This window comes from Peptoniphilus sp. Marseille-Q6390, from assembly GCF_965119475.1.
This window is the reverse complement of sequence record NZ_CBCPLS010000002.1, coordinates 368,473-384,892: the sequence shown is the minus strand read 5'-3', so window position 1 is coordinate 384,892 and position 16,420 is coordinate 368,473. Positions and strand designations below refer to the sequence as shown.

13 protein-coding genes are annotated in these 16,420 nt (G+C 34.4%); 5 read left to right on the top strand and 8 right to left on the bottom strand.

Annotated features, from left to right (window positions below; all coding sequences use genetic code 11):
• Positions 1-128: 128 nt before the first annotated feature.
• Positions 129-1,034, top strand: a complete 906-nt coding sequence (locus ACWPVO_RS07725) for a copper amine oxidase N-terminal domain-containing protein (protein WP_454207609.1) — start codon at positions 129-131, stop codon at positions 1,032-1,034.
• A gap of 111 nt (positions 1,035-1,145) precedes the next feature.
• The gene (locus ACWPVO_RS07720; RefSeq protein WP_454207607.1) at positions 1,146-1,466 is read left to right on the top strand and encodes a zinc ribbon domain-containing protein YjdM; all 321 of its coding nucleotides are present in this window, start codon (positions 1,146-1,148) and stop codon (positions 1,464-1,466) included.
• A 272-nt stretch (positions 1,467-1,738) separates the two neighbouring features.
• Here the strand turns inward: ACWPVO_RS07720 and ACWPVO_RS07715 are convergent, their stop codons facing one another.
• Positions 1,739-3,202 (bottom strand): C40 family peptidase, encoded by a 1,464-nt coding sequence (locus tag ACWPVO_RS07715; protein ID WP_454207605.1) that lies wholly within the window; start codon positions 3,200-3,202, stop codon positions 1,739-1,741.
• A 173-nt stretch (positions 3,203-3,375) separates the two neighbouring features.
• On the opposite strand from ACWPVO_RS07715, the gene ACWPVO_RS07710 reads away from it, so the two are divergent.
• Entirely contained in the window at positions 3,376-3,948 is a 573-nt protein-coding gene (locus ACWPVO_RS07710; RefSeq protein WP_195445048.1) for a xanthine phosphoribosyltransferase, read from the top strand.
• 200 nt (positions 3,949-4,148) lie between these two features.
• Here the strand turns inward: ACWPVO_RS07710 and ACWPVO_RS07705 are convergent, their stop codons facing one another.
• From ACWPVO_RS07705 to ACWPVO_RS07685, 5 genes are read right to left on the bottom strand one after another with little or no spacing between them, the layout of a single operon-like run.
• Positions 4,149-5,270 (bottom strand): toxic anion resistance protein, encoded by a 1,122-nt coding sequence (locus tag ACWPVO_RS07705; protein WP_005955679.1) that lies wholly within the window; start codon positions 5,268-5,270, stop codon positions 4,149-4,151.
• A 3-nt stretch (positions 5,271-5,273) separates the two neighbouring features.
• Entirely contained in the window at positions 5,274-6,392 is a 1,119-nt protein-coding gene (locus ACWPVO_RS07700; RefSeq protein WP_454207603.1) for a 5-bromo-4-chloroindolyl phosphate hydrolysis family protein, read from the bottom strand.
• A gap of 27 nt (positions 6,393-6,419) precedes the next feature.
• Positions 6,420-7,253, bottom strand: a complete 834-nt coding sequence (locus ACWPVO_RS07695) for a DegV family protein (protein WP_250342254.1) — start codon at positions 7,251-7,253, stop codon at positions 6,420-6,422.
• Between the two features lie 9 nt (positions 7,254-7,262).
• Positions 7,263-8,606 carry a phosphoglucosamine mutase gene (gene glmM, locus ACWPVO_RS07690; protein WP_454207601.1) on the bottom strand — a complete coding sequence of 448 codons (1,344 nt, stop codon included), beginning with the start codon at positions 8,604-8,606 and terminating at the stop codon, positions 7,263-7,265.
• A 4-nt stretch (positions 8,607-8,610) separates the two neighbouring features.
• The gene (locus ACWPVO_RS07685; RefSeq protein ID WP_454207599.1) at positions 8,611-9,933 is read right to left on the bottom strand and encodes a CCA tRNA nucleotidyltransferase; all 1,323 of its coding nucleotides are present in this window, start codon (positions 9,931-9,933) and stop codon (positions 8,611-8,613) included.
• Positions 9,934-10,032: 99 nt separating this feature from the next.
• Here ACWPVO_RS07685 and ACWPVO_RS07680 point away from each other — a divergent pair, with 99 nt between their 5' ends.
• The gene (locus tag ACWPVO_RS07680; RefSeq protein ID WP_282924636.1) at positions 10,033-10,521 is read left to right on the top strand and encodes a hypothetical protein; all 489 of its coding nucleotides are present in this window, start codon (positions 10,033-10,035) and stop codon (positions 10,519-10,521) included.
• Positions 10,522-10,535: 14 nt separating this feature from the next.
• On the top strand, positions 10,536-11,486 hold the full coding sequence (locus ACWPVO_RS07675; RefSeq protein WP_250342258.1) for a copper amine oxidase N-terminal domain-containing protein: 951 nt from the start codon (positions 10,536-10,538) through the stop codon (positions 11,484-11,486).
• A gap of 95 nt (positions 11,487-11,581) precedes the next feature.
• On the opposite strand, the gene ACWPVO_RS07670 is transcribed toward ACWPVO_RS07675, so the two are convergent.
• Together ACWPVO_RS07670 and ACWPVO_RS07665 are read right to left on the bottom strand one after the other, a co-directional pair.
• Positions 11,582-15,859: an acyl-CoA dehydratase activase-related protein gene (locus ACWPVO_RS07670; protein ID WP_454207596.1), complete on the bottom strand. Its 4,278-nt coding sequence runs from the start codon at positions 15,857-15,859 to the stop codon at positions 11,582-11,584.
• A gap of 326 nt (positions 15,860-16,185) precedes the next feature.
• Positions 16,186-16,356, bottom strand: a complete 171-nt coding sequence (locus tag ACWPVO_RS07665) for a DUF362 domain-containing protein (RefSeq protein WP_060799705.1) — start codon at positions 16,354-16,356, stop codon at positions 16,186-16,188.
• Positions 16,357-16,420 lie beyond the last annotated feature (64 nt).

Genomic DNA, 16,420 nt, shown 5'->3' with positions numbered 1-16,420 from the left:
ATTTTTTTGTTTTATCAGTTTTCAATCTTATCCATCAATATAAAATAATAATTATATAGAAAATTAGTAAAACGATTGCTTTTTCTAGTTTATGTCATATAATAAACTTAAGAAAGAGAGGTAATATTATGAAAAAACTATCTAAATTACTTGTACTTATTAGTGTTTTAATTTTAGGTATAAGTGTAAATGTATTTGCAAAAGAAGATTTATATTTAGTTGTAGATGGAAAAAAAGTTGAAACTGATGCAGCTTGTTTCATCGAAAAAGACAGAACTCTTGTACCAATAAGATTTATATCAGAAGCTCTTGGTAGTAAAGTAGATTGGGACAAAGATTCCAAGAAAGTGACAATTACTTCTAAAGATAACTCTCAAAAAATAGAGTTAATTATCGATTCTGTTAATGCTAATATTACAGAAAAAAATGAGAAAAAAGAAGCCACTCTAGATGTTCCTGCAAAAATTGTTAATTCAAGAACTTTTGTACCAGTAAGATTTATAAGTGAAGCTTTAGGTGTTGAAGTTAATTGGGATAATGAAAATAAAGTAGTTATTATTGGTGACAAAAGTAAATACAATAAAGATGAGTTTACTAAATTAAGACAAAATGAAAAAGCTAAGAGTCCTGAAGTAAAAAAAGAAAATAATCCGGTAATAAAAAAAGATGCAGTTGAAATTGAAGGAGGATATATAAATCCACTTAATGGTAGTTGCTTATATATAATGAAAAATGATGAAGGTCCGAATATATATACTATTACTTTACTAGTTTATAATCCACAAACTTTTCAAGATCAAGTAATTGGTCAAGCAAAATTGACTATGCGAGCAGATGGAAAATCTGCTACATGGCAAAATGAAAAAGATACTATTGTTTTCTTTGATGCCAAAGGAATACGTATTAAAAATGATTTAAGTGGACCTGATGGAAATTGGCACGTCAGAATGAAAGAAAGTTCATCATATTCTGTTAAAGATCGTAAAGTTTTTGAAGACGGTAAAGTAATTTATGATAATGGAAAATTTATCTAAAGTTTGTTTATAAAATTAAGATCTCCTCTGGGAGATCTTTTTTAATTGTCATTTGTTATTTTATATCCTATACATTATACTTAAGTTAAGATATTTGAAAGGATGAGATAAATGTATAAGTGCCCAAATTGTGGATCAGAATATGGCTATTTTGATAATGTTGCTTATAACTGTCCAGAGTGTGGACATATGTGGACTGACCTTTGTCTTGAAGAGGACAAGGTTCTCGATGCCAATGGTAATGAACTTAAGACTGGTGATAGCGTTGTGACTATTAAGGACTTAAAGTTTGGCAAGGACACTATGAAGAGAGGAACTAAGATTAACAACATTAGGATTCTCGACGAAGAAGTAAACGGTCATGATATTGACGCCAAGACTAAAGACTTCGGTGGAATTTATCTTAAGTCTTCCGTTGTTAAAAAAGCTTAAATTTTTGTGCCAAGACTTGGCACTTTTTTTATTTCCTTTTTTTTAATTGCAAAATTATTTTGTAATTTTAATTCTAAGGTTAATTAAGTGATATATCTAATAGACTTATTTAATTTAATTTTAATTTTATAAAATTATTCTCATTCAAATATTTTTATATCTTTTCTTTCTTGAAGACATTTTTAAAAAATATTCAATAAAAATAATTTTAAAAAGATTTCTCCAAAAAATATAAATTTCCATGAAAAAAGGAGCCGAAGCTCCCTTATATTTTACATATTTTTAATTCTTAGGGCCTTGTAACCTGCCTTTCTCACTGGGGCAACTCTAACTCCGGCCCTTGGCACAGATTCAACAACCTTTCCATCTCCAATATAAATCATTATGTGGTCTCCTGCCTTGTTTAAGAGGTCTCCTCTTTTAAGTTGACTCATAGGAACTTCCTGAACCAAAGGCGATTCTTCAATAAGCCATGAGTAGGCTGGTGCTATTGGAAAACCTGCAAATTCTGCTGCAGTACCAACTAGGCCTGAACAGTCAAATTGATCGTAGGAAAAACCTTGAACGCTTAAGGCATAATTAATCATGTGGTCAATTTTTTCATTGTAAGAATTTGGGCCTGTAAAGTACCACCAGGACCAACCAATGTTTTCACCATTCTTGGCAAGGGCATAAATTTGTCCCCTATCAGCTGTAAAATCCTTGAGATTTGATGACGGTCCATAAAGATAGTTCCTAACTTCAGAAGCCTTTACACCAACAAGTTCACTTACTCCATTGACCCTTGGTGCTGTATCAACAAAAGTTACATAAGCAATCTTATAGGCATCTTCTTGTCCTGAAATTTTTTCTCCACGAATAAGAGGTACCAAGATATTTTTCTTCATCCACTTGTTTAAATAAGCTTGAGTGAGACTTGTGTCATAGCCATCAATATAAACCGTCTTGGCCTTTAAGTTGTCAAGGTCAAAATATAAAATCCCTGTTCCCTTTGGAATATTAACTTGTGAGGAAGTCTTCTTGAAGTTTGTAATTTTTGAATTTTTAATTTCTGCTACATAACCTGGCTTTAGGTTGAGATTGCGGTCAAGATTCTTTTGAGGAAAATAAATTAAATCTTCTTCTGATGCAAAGACTTGTGATGAGTTTTGACTTTCATTAAGTCCAGCTTTCTTATCATCTGTCCTAATATTTTTTTCTAACTCTGAATTTAGATTATCTGAAAGCTTTTCGTCACTTGGAAGCTTTGGATTTAATATGACAGACTTCCTAAGGGAATCGTAATAAACTTTTATATCTAAGGCAGCTGCTAAATCTCTAAGCTTAAAATAATTATTTCCATCAATATTGTAGCCAGAAATTTGAACTTCACTGCCGTCTATAAATATCTTTTGCTTACTTGGAATGGCTTCCTTTGGTCCAGAAATTTTTTCACTTGGAAGGCCAGTAAAATCCTCATAGGACTTCTTTGTAAAAATTTCAATGGCATTTTTGTCGCCATTGTATTTTACATCAAACTTCTTCACAGTATCATTCATATAGGCTGCAAAGTTACGGAGTTTAAAGTAGTTGTAGTCCTCTATGATGTAGGTTGAAAAAGTGTAGTTATTGGCATTGCCATCCTCAGCAATAATTTCCATCTTTGAAGAATTATTTGGCAGGGCCTTTTCTGCAAAAATATTGCTTGGAATGATTAGGCTTAAGACTAAGCCAAGTAAAATTAAAGTTTTTTTCATAAATTTCTCCTTTCTCAATTTATTCTGTTAAATCAATTTTATCAGATAAGGTCTCTCTTAGCTACAATGTAAGAATTTATTCAAAACTTAAAATTTTTAATTTATTTTTATAAAAGCTTGCCCTCAACTTGCTAACTTCTTCCTTATGCCTTAAAATATTCTAGAGGTGTAAAATGAAATTATTAGAAGAAAGAATTATAAATGACGGTAGAATTTTAGATGGAAATATTGTTAAGGTAGATTCATTTTTAAATCACCAACTTGATATAAAATTTTTGGACAAGCTTGCTGAAGAGATGGCAGTATATTTTAAGGACAAAAAAATAAACAAGATACTTACTATTGAAGCAAGTGGCATTGCCCTAGCAACTGTTGCTTCAAAACACTTTGACGATGCCATGGTGGTCTTTTGCAAGAAGCAAAAAACTTTAAACATTGGCAACGATGTTTACGAGTCAAAGGTTGAATCCTACACTACAAAGAAAAATTATACTATAACTGTTTCCAAGAGATTTTTATCTCCTGAGGACAACTTACTTATAATCGACGACTTCCTAGCAGAAGGAAATGCCCTAAAGGGTCTAATCGACGTTTCAAAGCAAGCTGGTGCTACAATATCTGGTGTCTCTGTTGCTATTGAAAAGGGCTTCCAAGATGGTGGCAAGATTATTAGAGATATGGGTTATGACCTTCTCTCTCTTGCAATTATCGATTCCATTGAAGATGGAAAGATTACTTTTAGATAAGTTGTTTGTTACTTAAGTCATAAGCTCTCCTATGTTGTAAAAAACATTGGGAGCTTTTTTATTTTGATTATATTTAATTCTTCTACTTAGCAATAATTTTTTATTGAGGCCTAATAACTTATGAGCCTCTAAAAAAAATTTTTCACAAATAAAAAAACCGAGATTTCTCTCGGCTCTTATCATCTTATTAACTTTTAAACTTATTTATTTGCAATTTCGACTAAAGATGACTTCAAATTTTCTTCTATCCTTCTAAGCTCTTGTGAAGCTTCTTCACGTCTCTTGTGACCTTCAATTTGAATATCACGCACTTCGTTTAAGGCTGAGATAAGTTGATCATTTGTGTGCCTAATTGTTTCCATGTCAACTATTCCCCTCTCAGATAATTTTGCAGTTTCAACAGTAGTTTGCTTTAAAGTTTCTGCGTTTTTCTTTAAGAGTTGGTTAGTTAAGTCAGTCACTTCTTTAGTTGCCTTGGCTGCTTCCTTAGAATGATTTGCTCCAAGGGCAATTACCATTTGAGACTTCCAAAGAGGGATGGTGTTCACAATTGTTGATTGAATTTTTTCAACCATAACTGTGTTAGAAGATTGGACCATCCTAATTTGTGGCGCCATTTGAATAGAAACCATCCTAGTAAGGTCTAGGTCGTGAAGTTTCTTTTCAAATCTAGAAATCATATTTACATAATCATTGGCACGCTGTGCATCCACTGGAAGGTTAGTTTCTTCTGCTCTTTCCTTTAGCCTTGGTAGCTCAATGTTTTTTGCCTCTTCAAGTTTTTTGTTACCAGCAAGTATGTACATACTAAGTTCCTTGTAATAGGACTCATTTAAGTCATACATTTGGTCAAGCATAGCAATGTCCTTCATAAGTGTAACTTGGTGGTCCTCAAGAGTCTTTATAATGTTGTTTACATTTTTTTCTGCTGAGTCGTACTTAGTCTTAATTGAAGTCATCTTGTTGGCTTGCTTTTTGAAGAATCCAAGTAACTTATTGTCTTCTTCATCAAGGTCAAAGGACTTGAGCTCATTTACAACTCCAGATAAGAGATCACCAACTTCACCAAGGTCCTTGGTCTTAACAGACTCCAATGTCTTCTCAGAAAAATTTGAAATCTTTCTTTGGGCGCCAACTCCATATTGAAGGACAATATTTGAATTTGTTATATCGATTTCTTTGGCAAAATCATTTACTTGTTTTTCTTCTTCTGGGCTTAGTCTAATTTCCTTATCAGCTTCAACTTCTTTCAATATATTTTTTTCATCTTCTTGAATTTCATCAAAGTCATCTGATAGTGATAATTTTATTTCTCTATCCACTTTTTACCTCCCGATTTTAAATTCATCCTTATCTAAAAGTCCTTCTTGCTTTAGCATGGATTTTAATACAGACATGTCTGATGATAAATCCATAATTTTTTCCTGGTAAATATTGTCAAGAATTTTCATAAAGGCATCTATTACAATATCCATTGTAGCTTCAATATCCTTTAGAGATGATTTAACAGATTCTGTTGGTTTCTCCTTCATCTCTAAATAAGAGTTTGAAAGCTTTACTGTAGTTGGCAGATAATAATTTATTGCCTTGTTTAAATCTCCAGCTGTGCTGGGATTTTCTTTTAAGAGTTCAAAAATCTTACCAATTATTTTCAAAAGTTCCCTAATTTTTTCATCCATTGGAGATGAGATTTTTCCTTCAATTTGTGTAAGTTCAGTCACATAGGACCTTGCTCTTAGAAGAAGTTCTTCTGCCCTCTCACTATTTTCTTGATTTTCAAGTTCCTCCATCTTTTCATAAGGATCCCTTAGGGCTTCTTCCTTGTATAATTTGTAGGTTTTTGAATCCAGGATAAAAAGCTTGCCATCTTCAACAATCCTTGCTTGCCTGTAGTAATCTTTTTCAATCATATTTAACAAGTCATTTATTGTAAAATCAAGAGGCTTAGCTGTTATGGCAGCAAGATCTTGAGTTGGAATCACTGTATTATTTCCAATTTCACGATTGTATTTTCTAAATCTAATAATTTGGTCCTTGATCTTTTTTATTCTGTAGTTTGCATAAAAAGAAATAACAAGGGCAGGAATTACCCAAAAAATTAAGGCTGGCAAATCTTCTCTTATTGATCCATAAGTATCAAACATATCCATGAGAAAACCAAACAAAGCAATAAGATGACCCACAATTGAAACTTTTGCGACAAATCCCCATGTTTTTACCCTGTTTACAGTCTTTGGATTTTGATTTATTATTCTGTCATCATTTTGAATACTATATGGTAATTTTCTCTTATTTTTATTCACAAAGCTACTTATAGATCTTTTTGTCACGTCTATTGCTGTGTCAATTCCTTCTCCAATTATTTCTCCAATTTCTTTAAAGTTTTCATCTTTGAAGGCGCCGTTTATCTTGTCTTGAAAATTATTTTCCCTATCTTTTCTCATTCTTCACCTCAAAAAGCTATCTCCTACTTAAAAAGCTATGACGATTCCTCCAATGTCAGCATATCCAGAGGATAGACCATTGGTATGTCTAAGGTGGACTTTGGCACCCTCATAAAGATCTTCTATTCTTTCCTTTAGCTTTTCTGCCCTGTCTTTATCTTCCACATAAGAAATTGTAATAAGGTCAGGCTTTTCTCTCTTGCACTTGCTTTCTATTGCCTTAACCATTTTATCAAGAGACTTTTTCATTCCACGGTTGACTTCATAGAGTTCAATTTCTCCATCATCAGAAATCATAATTGGTCTAATATTTAAAACATTGGCAATAAGGCCTGTCGTCTTTTTTATTCTTCCATTTTTGATTAGGTTCTTCATAGACTCTAAGACAAACATAGTTGTCTCAAGGTCTGTTTCCTTTTCAATTTCTTCTACAACTTCATCGAAGTCCTTTTCCTTTACAAGGTCAAGTAACTTTAGGACAATTCTTGTTGTACCTGCTGATGCAGCCTTAGTGTCAATTACATGAATATTTATTCCTTCAAACTTTTCTCTCGCTTCAGCCTCTGCTACCTTGGCAGAGTTATAAGAGCCAGAAAGTTTTGATCCAATTGTAAGAATATAAATATCCTTGTCCTTATTTTCCTCAATTATTTTAAAATAATCATAAGGAGATGGACAGGCTGTGTGAATTGGATTTTCTGTTTTTTTCATGACTTCTAAGAATTCATCTAAGTTTAAATTTTCATCGTCTGTATAATCTTTTCCATCGATAGAAATCTTAAAGGGAACATATTCTATCCCCAAATCCTTTATTTCATCTTTCCTCAAGTCACAACTTGTGTCTGATATAATCTTGTACATTTCTTGCTCCTAATTTAATTTATCTTCAATAAGCTTTACTAGTTTGTCAGCATCACTTGAAAGTTTATCTTGATCTTCTCCCTCAATCATTACACGAACAAGGGCTTCTGTGCCTGATGGTCTTATTACAACCCTACCAGATCCGTGGTAGTTTTCTTCAACTTCTTTTATAGCATCCATGATTTCTGGAAAGTCTTGGTATTTATTTTTCAAGTCTTCACGAACTCGTGCATTTTTAAGAACTTGAGGATAGTTCCTCATTAGTTTATTTAATTCAGATAGTTTTTTTCCAGTCTTCTTCATAATTTCTAAGAGGTGGATACCTGTTGCAAGTCCATCACCAGTTGTGTTGTGGTCAAGGAAGATTACGTGACCAGATTGTTCTGCTCCAATTACATAATCATCGGAAAGCATCTTTTCTAAGATGTACCTATCTCCAACCTTAGTTTCAACAAAGTCCACATCAATTTTTTCAAGATACTTCTTTAGACCCATGTTGGACATAATAGTTCCCACTGCTGCATTATTTTTGAGTCTGCCATCTTTCTTTAAGTAAGTGGCAACTATGGCAAGTATGTGGTCACCATCTACAATATTACCTTCTTCATCAACTGCAATAATCCTGTCGGCATCTCCATCAAAGGACATACCAATGTCGGCTCCCTCTTTTTTTACAAGCTCTTGAATTAGATTTGGATTTGTTGAACCACAAGAGTCATTTATATTCATTCCGTTAGGTTCATTGTTAATAATTTTTACCTTGGCACCATAGGACTTTAGAACTTCTTCGGCTATGTGAGATTGAGCACCGTTGCCTGCATCTACTGCAACTTCAAAGTCTGAGAAGTCAAGATCAACTAAATTCTTTAAGTAGTCCACATACTTTTGAGTAAATTCAGTGGACCTATTAAGTCTTCCAATTTCTTCTCCTGTCACGTCCTTGTATATTTTTGTAGTTGAAAGAATTTTTTCTTCTATTTCATCTTCTACTTCATCGTCTAGCTTTAGGCCTTCTGAAGAGAAAAATTTAATTCCATTGTGTTCATAAGGATTGTGAGATGCGGAAATAGAAACTCCACATAGGTAGTCGCCAGTCCTTGTAAGGTATGCGACACCTGGTGTCGGAATTACTCCTGCCAAGTCCACATCAAGTCCTATACTCATAAAACCTGCCACAAGAGAAGACTCAACTAAGTCGCCTGAAAGTCTTGTGTCTCTTCCAACTAGGACCTTGCCCTTCTTGCCCTTGGCAAGTACATAGGCTGCTGCCCTTCCAATATCGTAACAAAGCTTTGGAGTTAGCTTCTTGTTAGCAATCCCACGAACTCCATCTGTTCCAAATAATCTTGTCATTTCATCACCTGTAATTTTTATCTATATAATCTATTAAGTAAGTTTTCTTATTTTTTTCCGGATCATCTAAGACCATTTCCTCTAGGTCTCTTAAAATCCTTCCAATAATTTTGCCCTCAGAGAAACCCAAGGACTTTATGTCATTTCCATTAATTTCCAAAAACTTTTCAGTTTTCATTTCTTTTTCGTCTAATAATTCTTTTACCCTATTTTTCCTATTTATAATAAAAGAAGCATCCCTATCTGCCCTTGTGCACATGCAATCTGAAATTAATAGGTCATAAAGGTCTAGGACATTATCCCTTCCCACTCTTTTTATTTGTCTTCTTAGGGCCTTGTCAGTCATCTCTGCATGGACCTTCATGTGGTCTAGGATTAAAATTTTTACCTTTTCAATTGTTTTGTTGGGAAGTCTATATCTTTTTAAAATTTCTTCGACCTTATCTGCACCAAGGACTTCGTGTCCGTAAAAGTGTCCCCTGCCATCTTCTCCAATTGATAGGGTATCAACCTTTGAAATGTCGTGAAAAAGCCCAGCTAATCTTAGGCTTAAGTCAGGCTTCACATTGTCCATTACACAAATAAGATGGTCGAAGAGGGTCTTGTCATGGAAGGGAGAAAATTGAACAAAGCCAACTGTCCTCTTTAGCTCTGGGAAAATTACATCGAGTATCCCCGTCTCTTCCATTAAAAGTAAATAATGGGATGGGTTTTCTCCTGTAATCATCTTTGAAAACTCATCAAAAATTCTCTCTGGAGCAATTTTCTTTAAGAGACTTGCGTTTAAGGATAGGGCATCGAATAGTTCTTCCTCAATAAAAAATCCAAACCTTCCAGCAAATCTAATTGCCCTCATCATCCTAAGGGCGTCTTCTCTTATCCTCTCATTGGGATCTCCCACAGCCCTAATTATTTTATTTTTTATATCATCTTGACCATTAAAGGGATCGTAAAGATTTCCATCTCCGTCCATTGCCATGGCGTTAATGGTAAAGTCCCTTCTCTTTAAATCCTCTGTGAGATTCTTAGAGAAAATAACCTTCTCTGGCTTCCTGTTGTTTATATAAGCTCCGTCAATCCTAAAAGTTGTAACTTCATAAAGAGTATTGTCTAACAAAATGCCAACTGTTCCAAAGTCTTCACCAACTAAGACAGTCTTATAAGCTTGGAAGACTTTTTTAATTTCCTCTGGCCTTGCAGAAGTTGTTATGTCGTAATCATGTGGCTCTATACCCATTAGCGTGTCTCTCACAGACCCGCCAACTATGTAGGCCTCAAAGCCATTTTCTCTCAATTTATTTAAAATGAATAGGACATTCTTTGGCATTCTATCACCCTTTTCATTATAACATTCTTATTCTTAATTTAAAATTATATAATTAAGCCATTGTCTTGTGATATAATGAACTAAAATTGGAGGTACAATATGAAAAAGATTTTTATTATTTCAATGTCATTACTTCTTAGTCTTAGTCTTGCTGCTTGTGGCAAAAAAGACCAAGCTAAGGCTGAAGCTAATGAAGCAAAAGTTGCATCAGAAGTTGCTAATAAAGAAACTGATGAAGAGCAAGTTGCAACTTCAAACTTCGACAAAGAAGCTGTTAACGAACTCATCAAAAACTCTGATTATATTTCAAGAATTAGAATTTCAACATCTACTGCAGAGGGAATGTCCACAGCCTTCTTAAAGGACTACAAGGGAGACCTCTCTCAAATACAAGTAGATATTCCAAAGAACTTAAGTCCTAACAAAGAATATTTAATTTTCTATAGGGATGACGAAAAGGGAGAAGTTTCTCCAACTGATAGAGAAGGATCCTTCATTGAATTACAAGGAGATAAGGACTCAAACTTAATTTATATTGAAAAACAATTTGATCCTAACTCTTACACTTCTTCAGTGAAGAGCAAATAAGGAGGAAGATTAGAATGAAAAAATTTAAATCAATTTTATTTTCCCTTGTCCTCATGATATTTGTGACTTCAAATGTTTTTGCAGGAAGAAGTCCTCTTATTGAGTACAACGGAAAAATTATAAAATCAGATGTGGCACCCTATATCCAAAATGAAAGGACTATGGTTCCCATAAGATTTATCTCAGAAACTCTTGGCTACAAGGTTACTTGGGACAATGACAAGAGAGAAGTTGGAATTAGTGGCAAGGACACAGAAATAAGTCTTAAGATTGATTCCACTAAGGCAAAAGTGAATGACAAAGAATTAAAGCTAGATGCTCCTGCATCAATTAAGAAGGACCGTACTTTCGTTCCTCTAAGATTTGTTGCTGAAAACCTAAAGGCAGAAGTTAAGTGGGACAATAAGAACTTCAAGGTTATTATTAATGACAACAAGGAAAAAGCATCTTCTATTATTGACTTGTCATCAGATGAAGATAAGTATGTAAAAGAAATTTCTTCTCTACAAGGAGAATTAAATAAGTCTATCAAGGATTTAAAATTATCCTTCTTTGACAATGCTGCAAAGCTAAGTGATGCTGATCTAACTAATGCTTATGAAAGAGCAGATAGAGAAATAAGATCTACAGTTGATAAGATAAAGGCCCTCGATGTTCCAGAAAAATTTAAGTCTTCTCACCAATACACTTTAAGTGCAAGCCAAAAGGCCCTAGAAATTCTTCCAGGCCTAAAAAATTCTATTATTAATAAGGACGAGAAAGTTGCAAAAGCTTTTATAATGGAATTAAATGACTTCCAAGTTAAGATGCAAGAAGCTACTGATTCCTTTAAGGCTGCTCTTAAGGGCGAAGACTATAAGGCTCAAAAGGACATAGAAGTTTACAAGGATTTAAAAGAAAAACAAAATTCAACAAGTAACTTGTTGCAAGACAAGACTTTCAAAAATATTATTAAAAATCTTTAATTTATAATTTTTAATAATTAAAATTTTGCACATGAAAAACCCCTCAAGTTAATTTGAGGGGTTTTGTTTATATCAATTTATTTAATTCAATTTATTTAATTTTTCATACTTGCCTTTTTCTTTAGGTAGCCTCTGTTGTATTTGTCTTCGCCTTCTTCCATATTCTTCTTTGCTTGTGAAAGCATAAGCTTGATCCTGTTAAATTGATTTACTTCAGAAGCTGATGCGTCGTAGTCAATTGGAATTATATTTGCCTTTTCATAGGAAGACCTTATGGCCTTTATGACACCCTTACCTGTGATGTGGTTTGGAAGACATCCAAAAGGTTGAACACAAATAATATTTTCAACACCTGACTCAATTAACTCAACCATTTCACCAGTTAAGAGCCAACCTTCTCCATATTGGTTGCCAAGGTCAACGTACTTTTCTGCATACTTGATTATCTCTTCAATTTTTTCTGGAGAAGTAAATCTCGTACCATGGAGAGCTTCTCTCACAAATTTTCTGTAGGATTCAATATAAGAAATTCCCATTTCACAAACAAAGGCAGATAATTTTGATTTTGAAAGTTTGTCAGCCTTGGCCCTCGCGTTTTTAAAGGAGTACATCATGAAGTCAGTTAAGTCTGGGATGACAACTTCTGCTCCTTCCTTTTCAAGTAGGTCTGCAAGGTGGTTGTTGGCAGCTGGATGATACTTAACTAAGATTTCACCAACTATTCCAACTTTAGGTTTTTCTTCTTTTGTAATTTCAAGTCTTTCAAACTCACTTACCATTTGATTTACATTTTTCTTGAAAGTTGTTTTGTTGTAAATTAAATTTTCTGATGTCGTAAGGTCAAGCCACCTGTCGCGCAATATATTTGTTGAGCCCTTTATGACTTCATAAGGTCTTGTAGCTTGAGTAAGTCTCATTATTAGGTCAGCGTAAAGCATTCCTTGAATTAATTTTCGACCAATCCTTACCATTTGTCTCTTGTCAAATTGGAAGCCAGGATGTTCTTCAATACCTTGGAAGGAAAGTCCAATTACTGGAACGTGACCATAACCTGCATCCTTAAGTGCCTTCCTAACAAATCCAACATAGTTTGATGCCCTGCAGGCTCCACCAGTTTGACTCATCAAGAGTGCCAACCTATCTGTGTCGTATTGACCAGACTTCACAGCGTCAATAAATTGTCCAACAACAAAAATTGATGGGTAACAAGCGTCGTTGTTTACATATTTCAAACCTTCATTAACAACCTTGTGGCCTGTGTCGTGAAGGACTTCAATGTTTATTCCCTCTTGTCTTAGGATTGGTTCAAAGATCCTAAAGTGAAGAGGTGCCATTTGCGGCATCAAAATAGTGTAATCCTTTTTCATTTCCCTTGTAAATATAACTGGATCATCATCTAGTAGACCTTCAAGTTCTGCATCAATTTTTTCGAACTCTCTCTTTTCAGCTGCTTCTAATAGGGACCTAATCCTGATTTTAACTGCACCAAGATTTGAAACTTCATCAATCTTTAGGGCTGTGTAAATTTTATTGTAAGACTCCAAGATGTATTGGACTTGGTCAGTTGTCACTGCGTCAATGCCACAACCAAAGGAGTTAAGTTGTACAAGCTCCAAGTTTTCGTGTTCTCCAACAAATTTTGCCGCTCTGTATAGTCTTGAGTGGTAGTTCCATTGGTCAAGGACCCTAAGTCTTGAATCAATTTCTACATTCCTTGCAATTCCATCTTCAGAAATAACTGCAAGTCCAAGACTTGTTATGAGTTCTGGAATGCCGTGATTTATTTCTGGATCTATGTGGTAAGGTCTGCCTGAAAGGACAATGGCTCTTTGATTTTTTGCATTAACTTCTTCCAAGATCCTGTTACCTTCATTTAAGACATCGAGCCTATACCTATCTTGTTCTTCGTATCCAGCTCGAACTGCTTTCTTAACTTCATTCTTAGGTATAAAGTCAAAGACTTCCGCTAATCTCTTTTCCAATTTTTTTCTATCGTCAAAGGAGATAAAAGGATTCATAAATTTGACTTTGCCATCAACTATATCATCCACATTATTTTTTATAACTTCAGAATATCCTGCAACTACAGGACAATTTAAGGTGTTGTCAGCATTTTTAAATTGTCTTTCTTCATAAAAGACTGCTGGATAAAATATAAATTTTATTCCCTTTTCTATTAAATCTTCTATGTGTCCGTGAGAAATTTTTGCAGGATAACAAGCTGTCTCACTTGTTATTGTTTCGATTCCCTTTTCGTAGATTTCTCTTGATGACTTAGAAGATAATACTACTGAATAGCCAAGCTCTGTGAAGAAGCTATGCCAGAAGGGATAATTTTCATAAATATTTAGCACTCTAGGGATTCCAACAATACCTCTTGGCGCTTCTTTTTCTGGAAGAGACTTGTAGTCGAATACTCTCTTGTACTTGTAGGCATACATATTTGGAAGTTGGTCTTCCTTACTCCTAACATGACCTGCTCCCTTTTCGCACCTATTTCCTGTGATGTATCTCTTTCCATTAGGAAATACATTAACAGAAAGAGCACATTGGTTAGTACATTGTCTACAATTTGTTGAGATTGATTTGTACTCAAAAACCTCTAAGTCTTCCTTGGAAATTATATTTGATTTTCCAGTGGATTTTTCCTTTGCAATAAGAGCCATACCAAGAGCTCCCATAAGCCCAGCTATCTCTGGTCTTGTAACTTCAACTCCAGTTAAGTTTTCAAAGGCCCTAAGCACTGCATCAGATAAGAAGGTACCACCTTGAACAACTATGTGTTGGCCAAGGTCTTTAGGGTCTCTCACCTTAATAACCTTTTGGATGGCATTTCTAATTACTGAGTAAGCAAGTCCAGCAGAAATATCTGGGACAGATGCCCCTTCCTTTTGAGCTTGTTTAACATTGGAGTTCATGAAAACTGTACAACGTGATCCAAGGTCAACAGGCTCCCTAGACCTTGTAGCTTCATTGGCAAATTCTTCTGCAGTCATATTTACTGAATGAGCAAAAGTTTCTAAGAAGGAACCACATCCTGCTGAGCAAGCTTCGTTTAAAAGTATGGACTCTATTACTCCATCCCTTATCTTCATAGACTTCATGTCTTGTCCACCAATGTCTAAGATGAAGTCAACATTTGGATCAAAATATTTTGCTGCAGTGAAGTGGGCAATGGTTTCTACTTCCCCAAGGTCTAAGTTTAGGGCAGCCTTTAAAAATTCTTCCCCATAACCAGTTGTACCACATCCAGCAAAGTAGGCCTTGTCATTTTTTTCTTTATAGATTTCCTTTAGGTTTTCTATGGCAATGTCAAGTGGGTTGCCCTTGTTGGATCCATAGAATGTGTAGAGAATTTCATTGTTGTCAGAAATTGCTACTAGCTTTGAAGTTGTTGAACCTGAATCTATTCCAAGATAAATTGGTCCCTCATAAGCTTTTAGGTCAATTTTTTTAAGAGATTTTGTCTTGTGTCTTTCTCTAAAGTCCCTAACTTCTTCATCGCTTGTAAAAAGGGCAGGCATTACGTCACTTTCCTTTACAAGAGTTTCTGCACTTGTGTTTACCTTGTTGTAAAGTTCTACAAAGTACATGGCCTTGGAGTCAAAACTTGAAAGGGCAGCACCCAAAGCAACAAAAATTTGTGAATTTTCTGGAGCTATAATCTCATCTTCTTTTAAGTCCAAAGTCTCTACAAATCTTTCCTTTAACATTGGAAGGAAGTGAAGTGGTCCACCTAAGAAGGCAACATTACCTCTTATTGGTCTACCACATGCTAGGTTAGAAATTGTTTGATTTACAACGGATTGAAAAACTGAAATAGCTATGTCAGCCTTGCTTGCTCCTTGGTTTATAAGAGCTTGAACGTCAGTCTTGGCAAAAACTCCACATCTTGATGCAATGGGATATAATTTTTCGTAGTCCTTTGCCATTTCATTTAGACCTGATGCATCAGTTTGAAGAAGTGATGCCATTTGATCTATGAAGGTACCTGTACCACCAGCACAAATAGAGTTCATCCTTTGTTCAACAGATCCTCTTAGGTAAGTAATTTTTGAATCTTCACCACCAAGTTCAATTGCCACATCAGTCTTGGGAATAAAGCAAGAGATTGCTTCTCTCCCTGCTACAACTTCTTGGACAAAATCAATACCTAAGAATTCATGAACAGAAAGTCCACCTGATCCTGTTACATTAACAGTTACTGTGTCGTACTTAAACTGTGGATAGACTTCATTGATTACGTCCTTAACAGTTTTTCTAACATCAGAAAAATGCCTTCTATAAGTTTTATATAAAATATTTAATTTTTCATCTAGTATTACAAGTTTTACAGTAGTTGAACCAACATCTAATCCCATGTGAATTAGCATAGTCACTTTCTCCTTTCAAAATAAAAGCCACTAAATTTTATGTATAAGTTAATTTTATTAATTTTCAAAATACATGCTGAGATAAATAATTATTGCACTTTCTATTTGCAAATACAATAATTTTTTTCGCAAAGTTTGATTTTTATTATTAAGATATTTGACATTTCTTAACAATTGCTTTCTTTCATTATAAACTACTTTAGTGATTTTTATAATGGCAAAAAGATATTTTTGCAATAAAAAACCATCCTCTTAAGAGGACAGCTTCTAATCGAAAGTATGTAAAAAAAAAGATAGGCCCATTACCTATCTTTTCTTTAAGTAAATTAGTCTTCTGGATTTGGAGCGCCTACTGGACAAACAGCTGCACAGCTACCGCAATCGATACATTGAGATTCGTCAATTGTATAGATGTCTCCTTCGCTAATACATCCAACTGGACATTCTGCTTGACATGCACCACATGCGATGCAAGAATCGTTAATTACATATGCCATTTTACATTACCTCCATAAAAAATTATACCAAAATTTATGAATTCTTATATTCATAATCTTATGT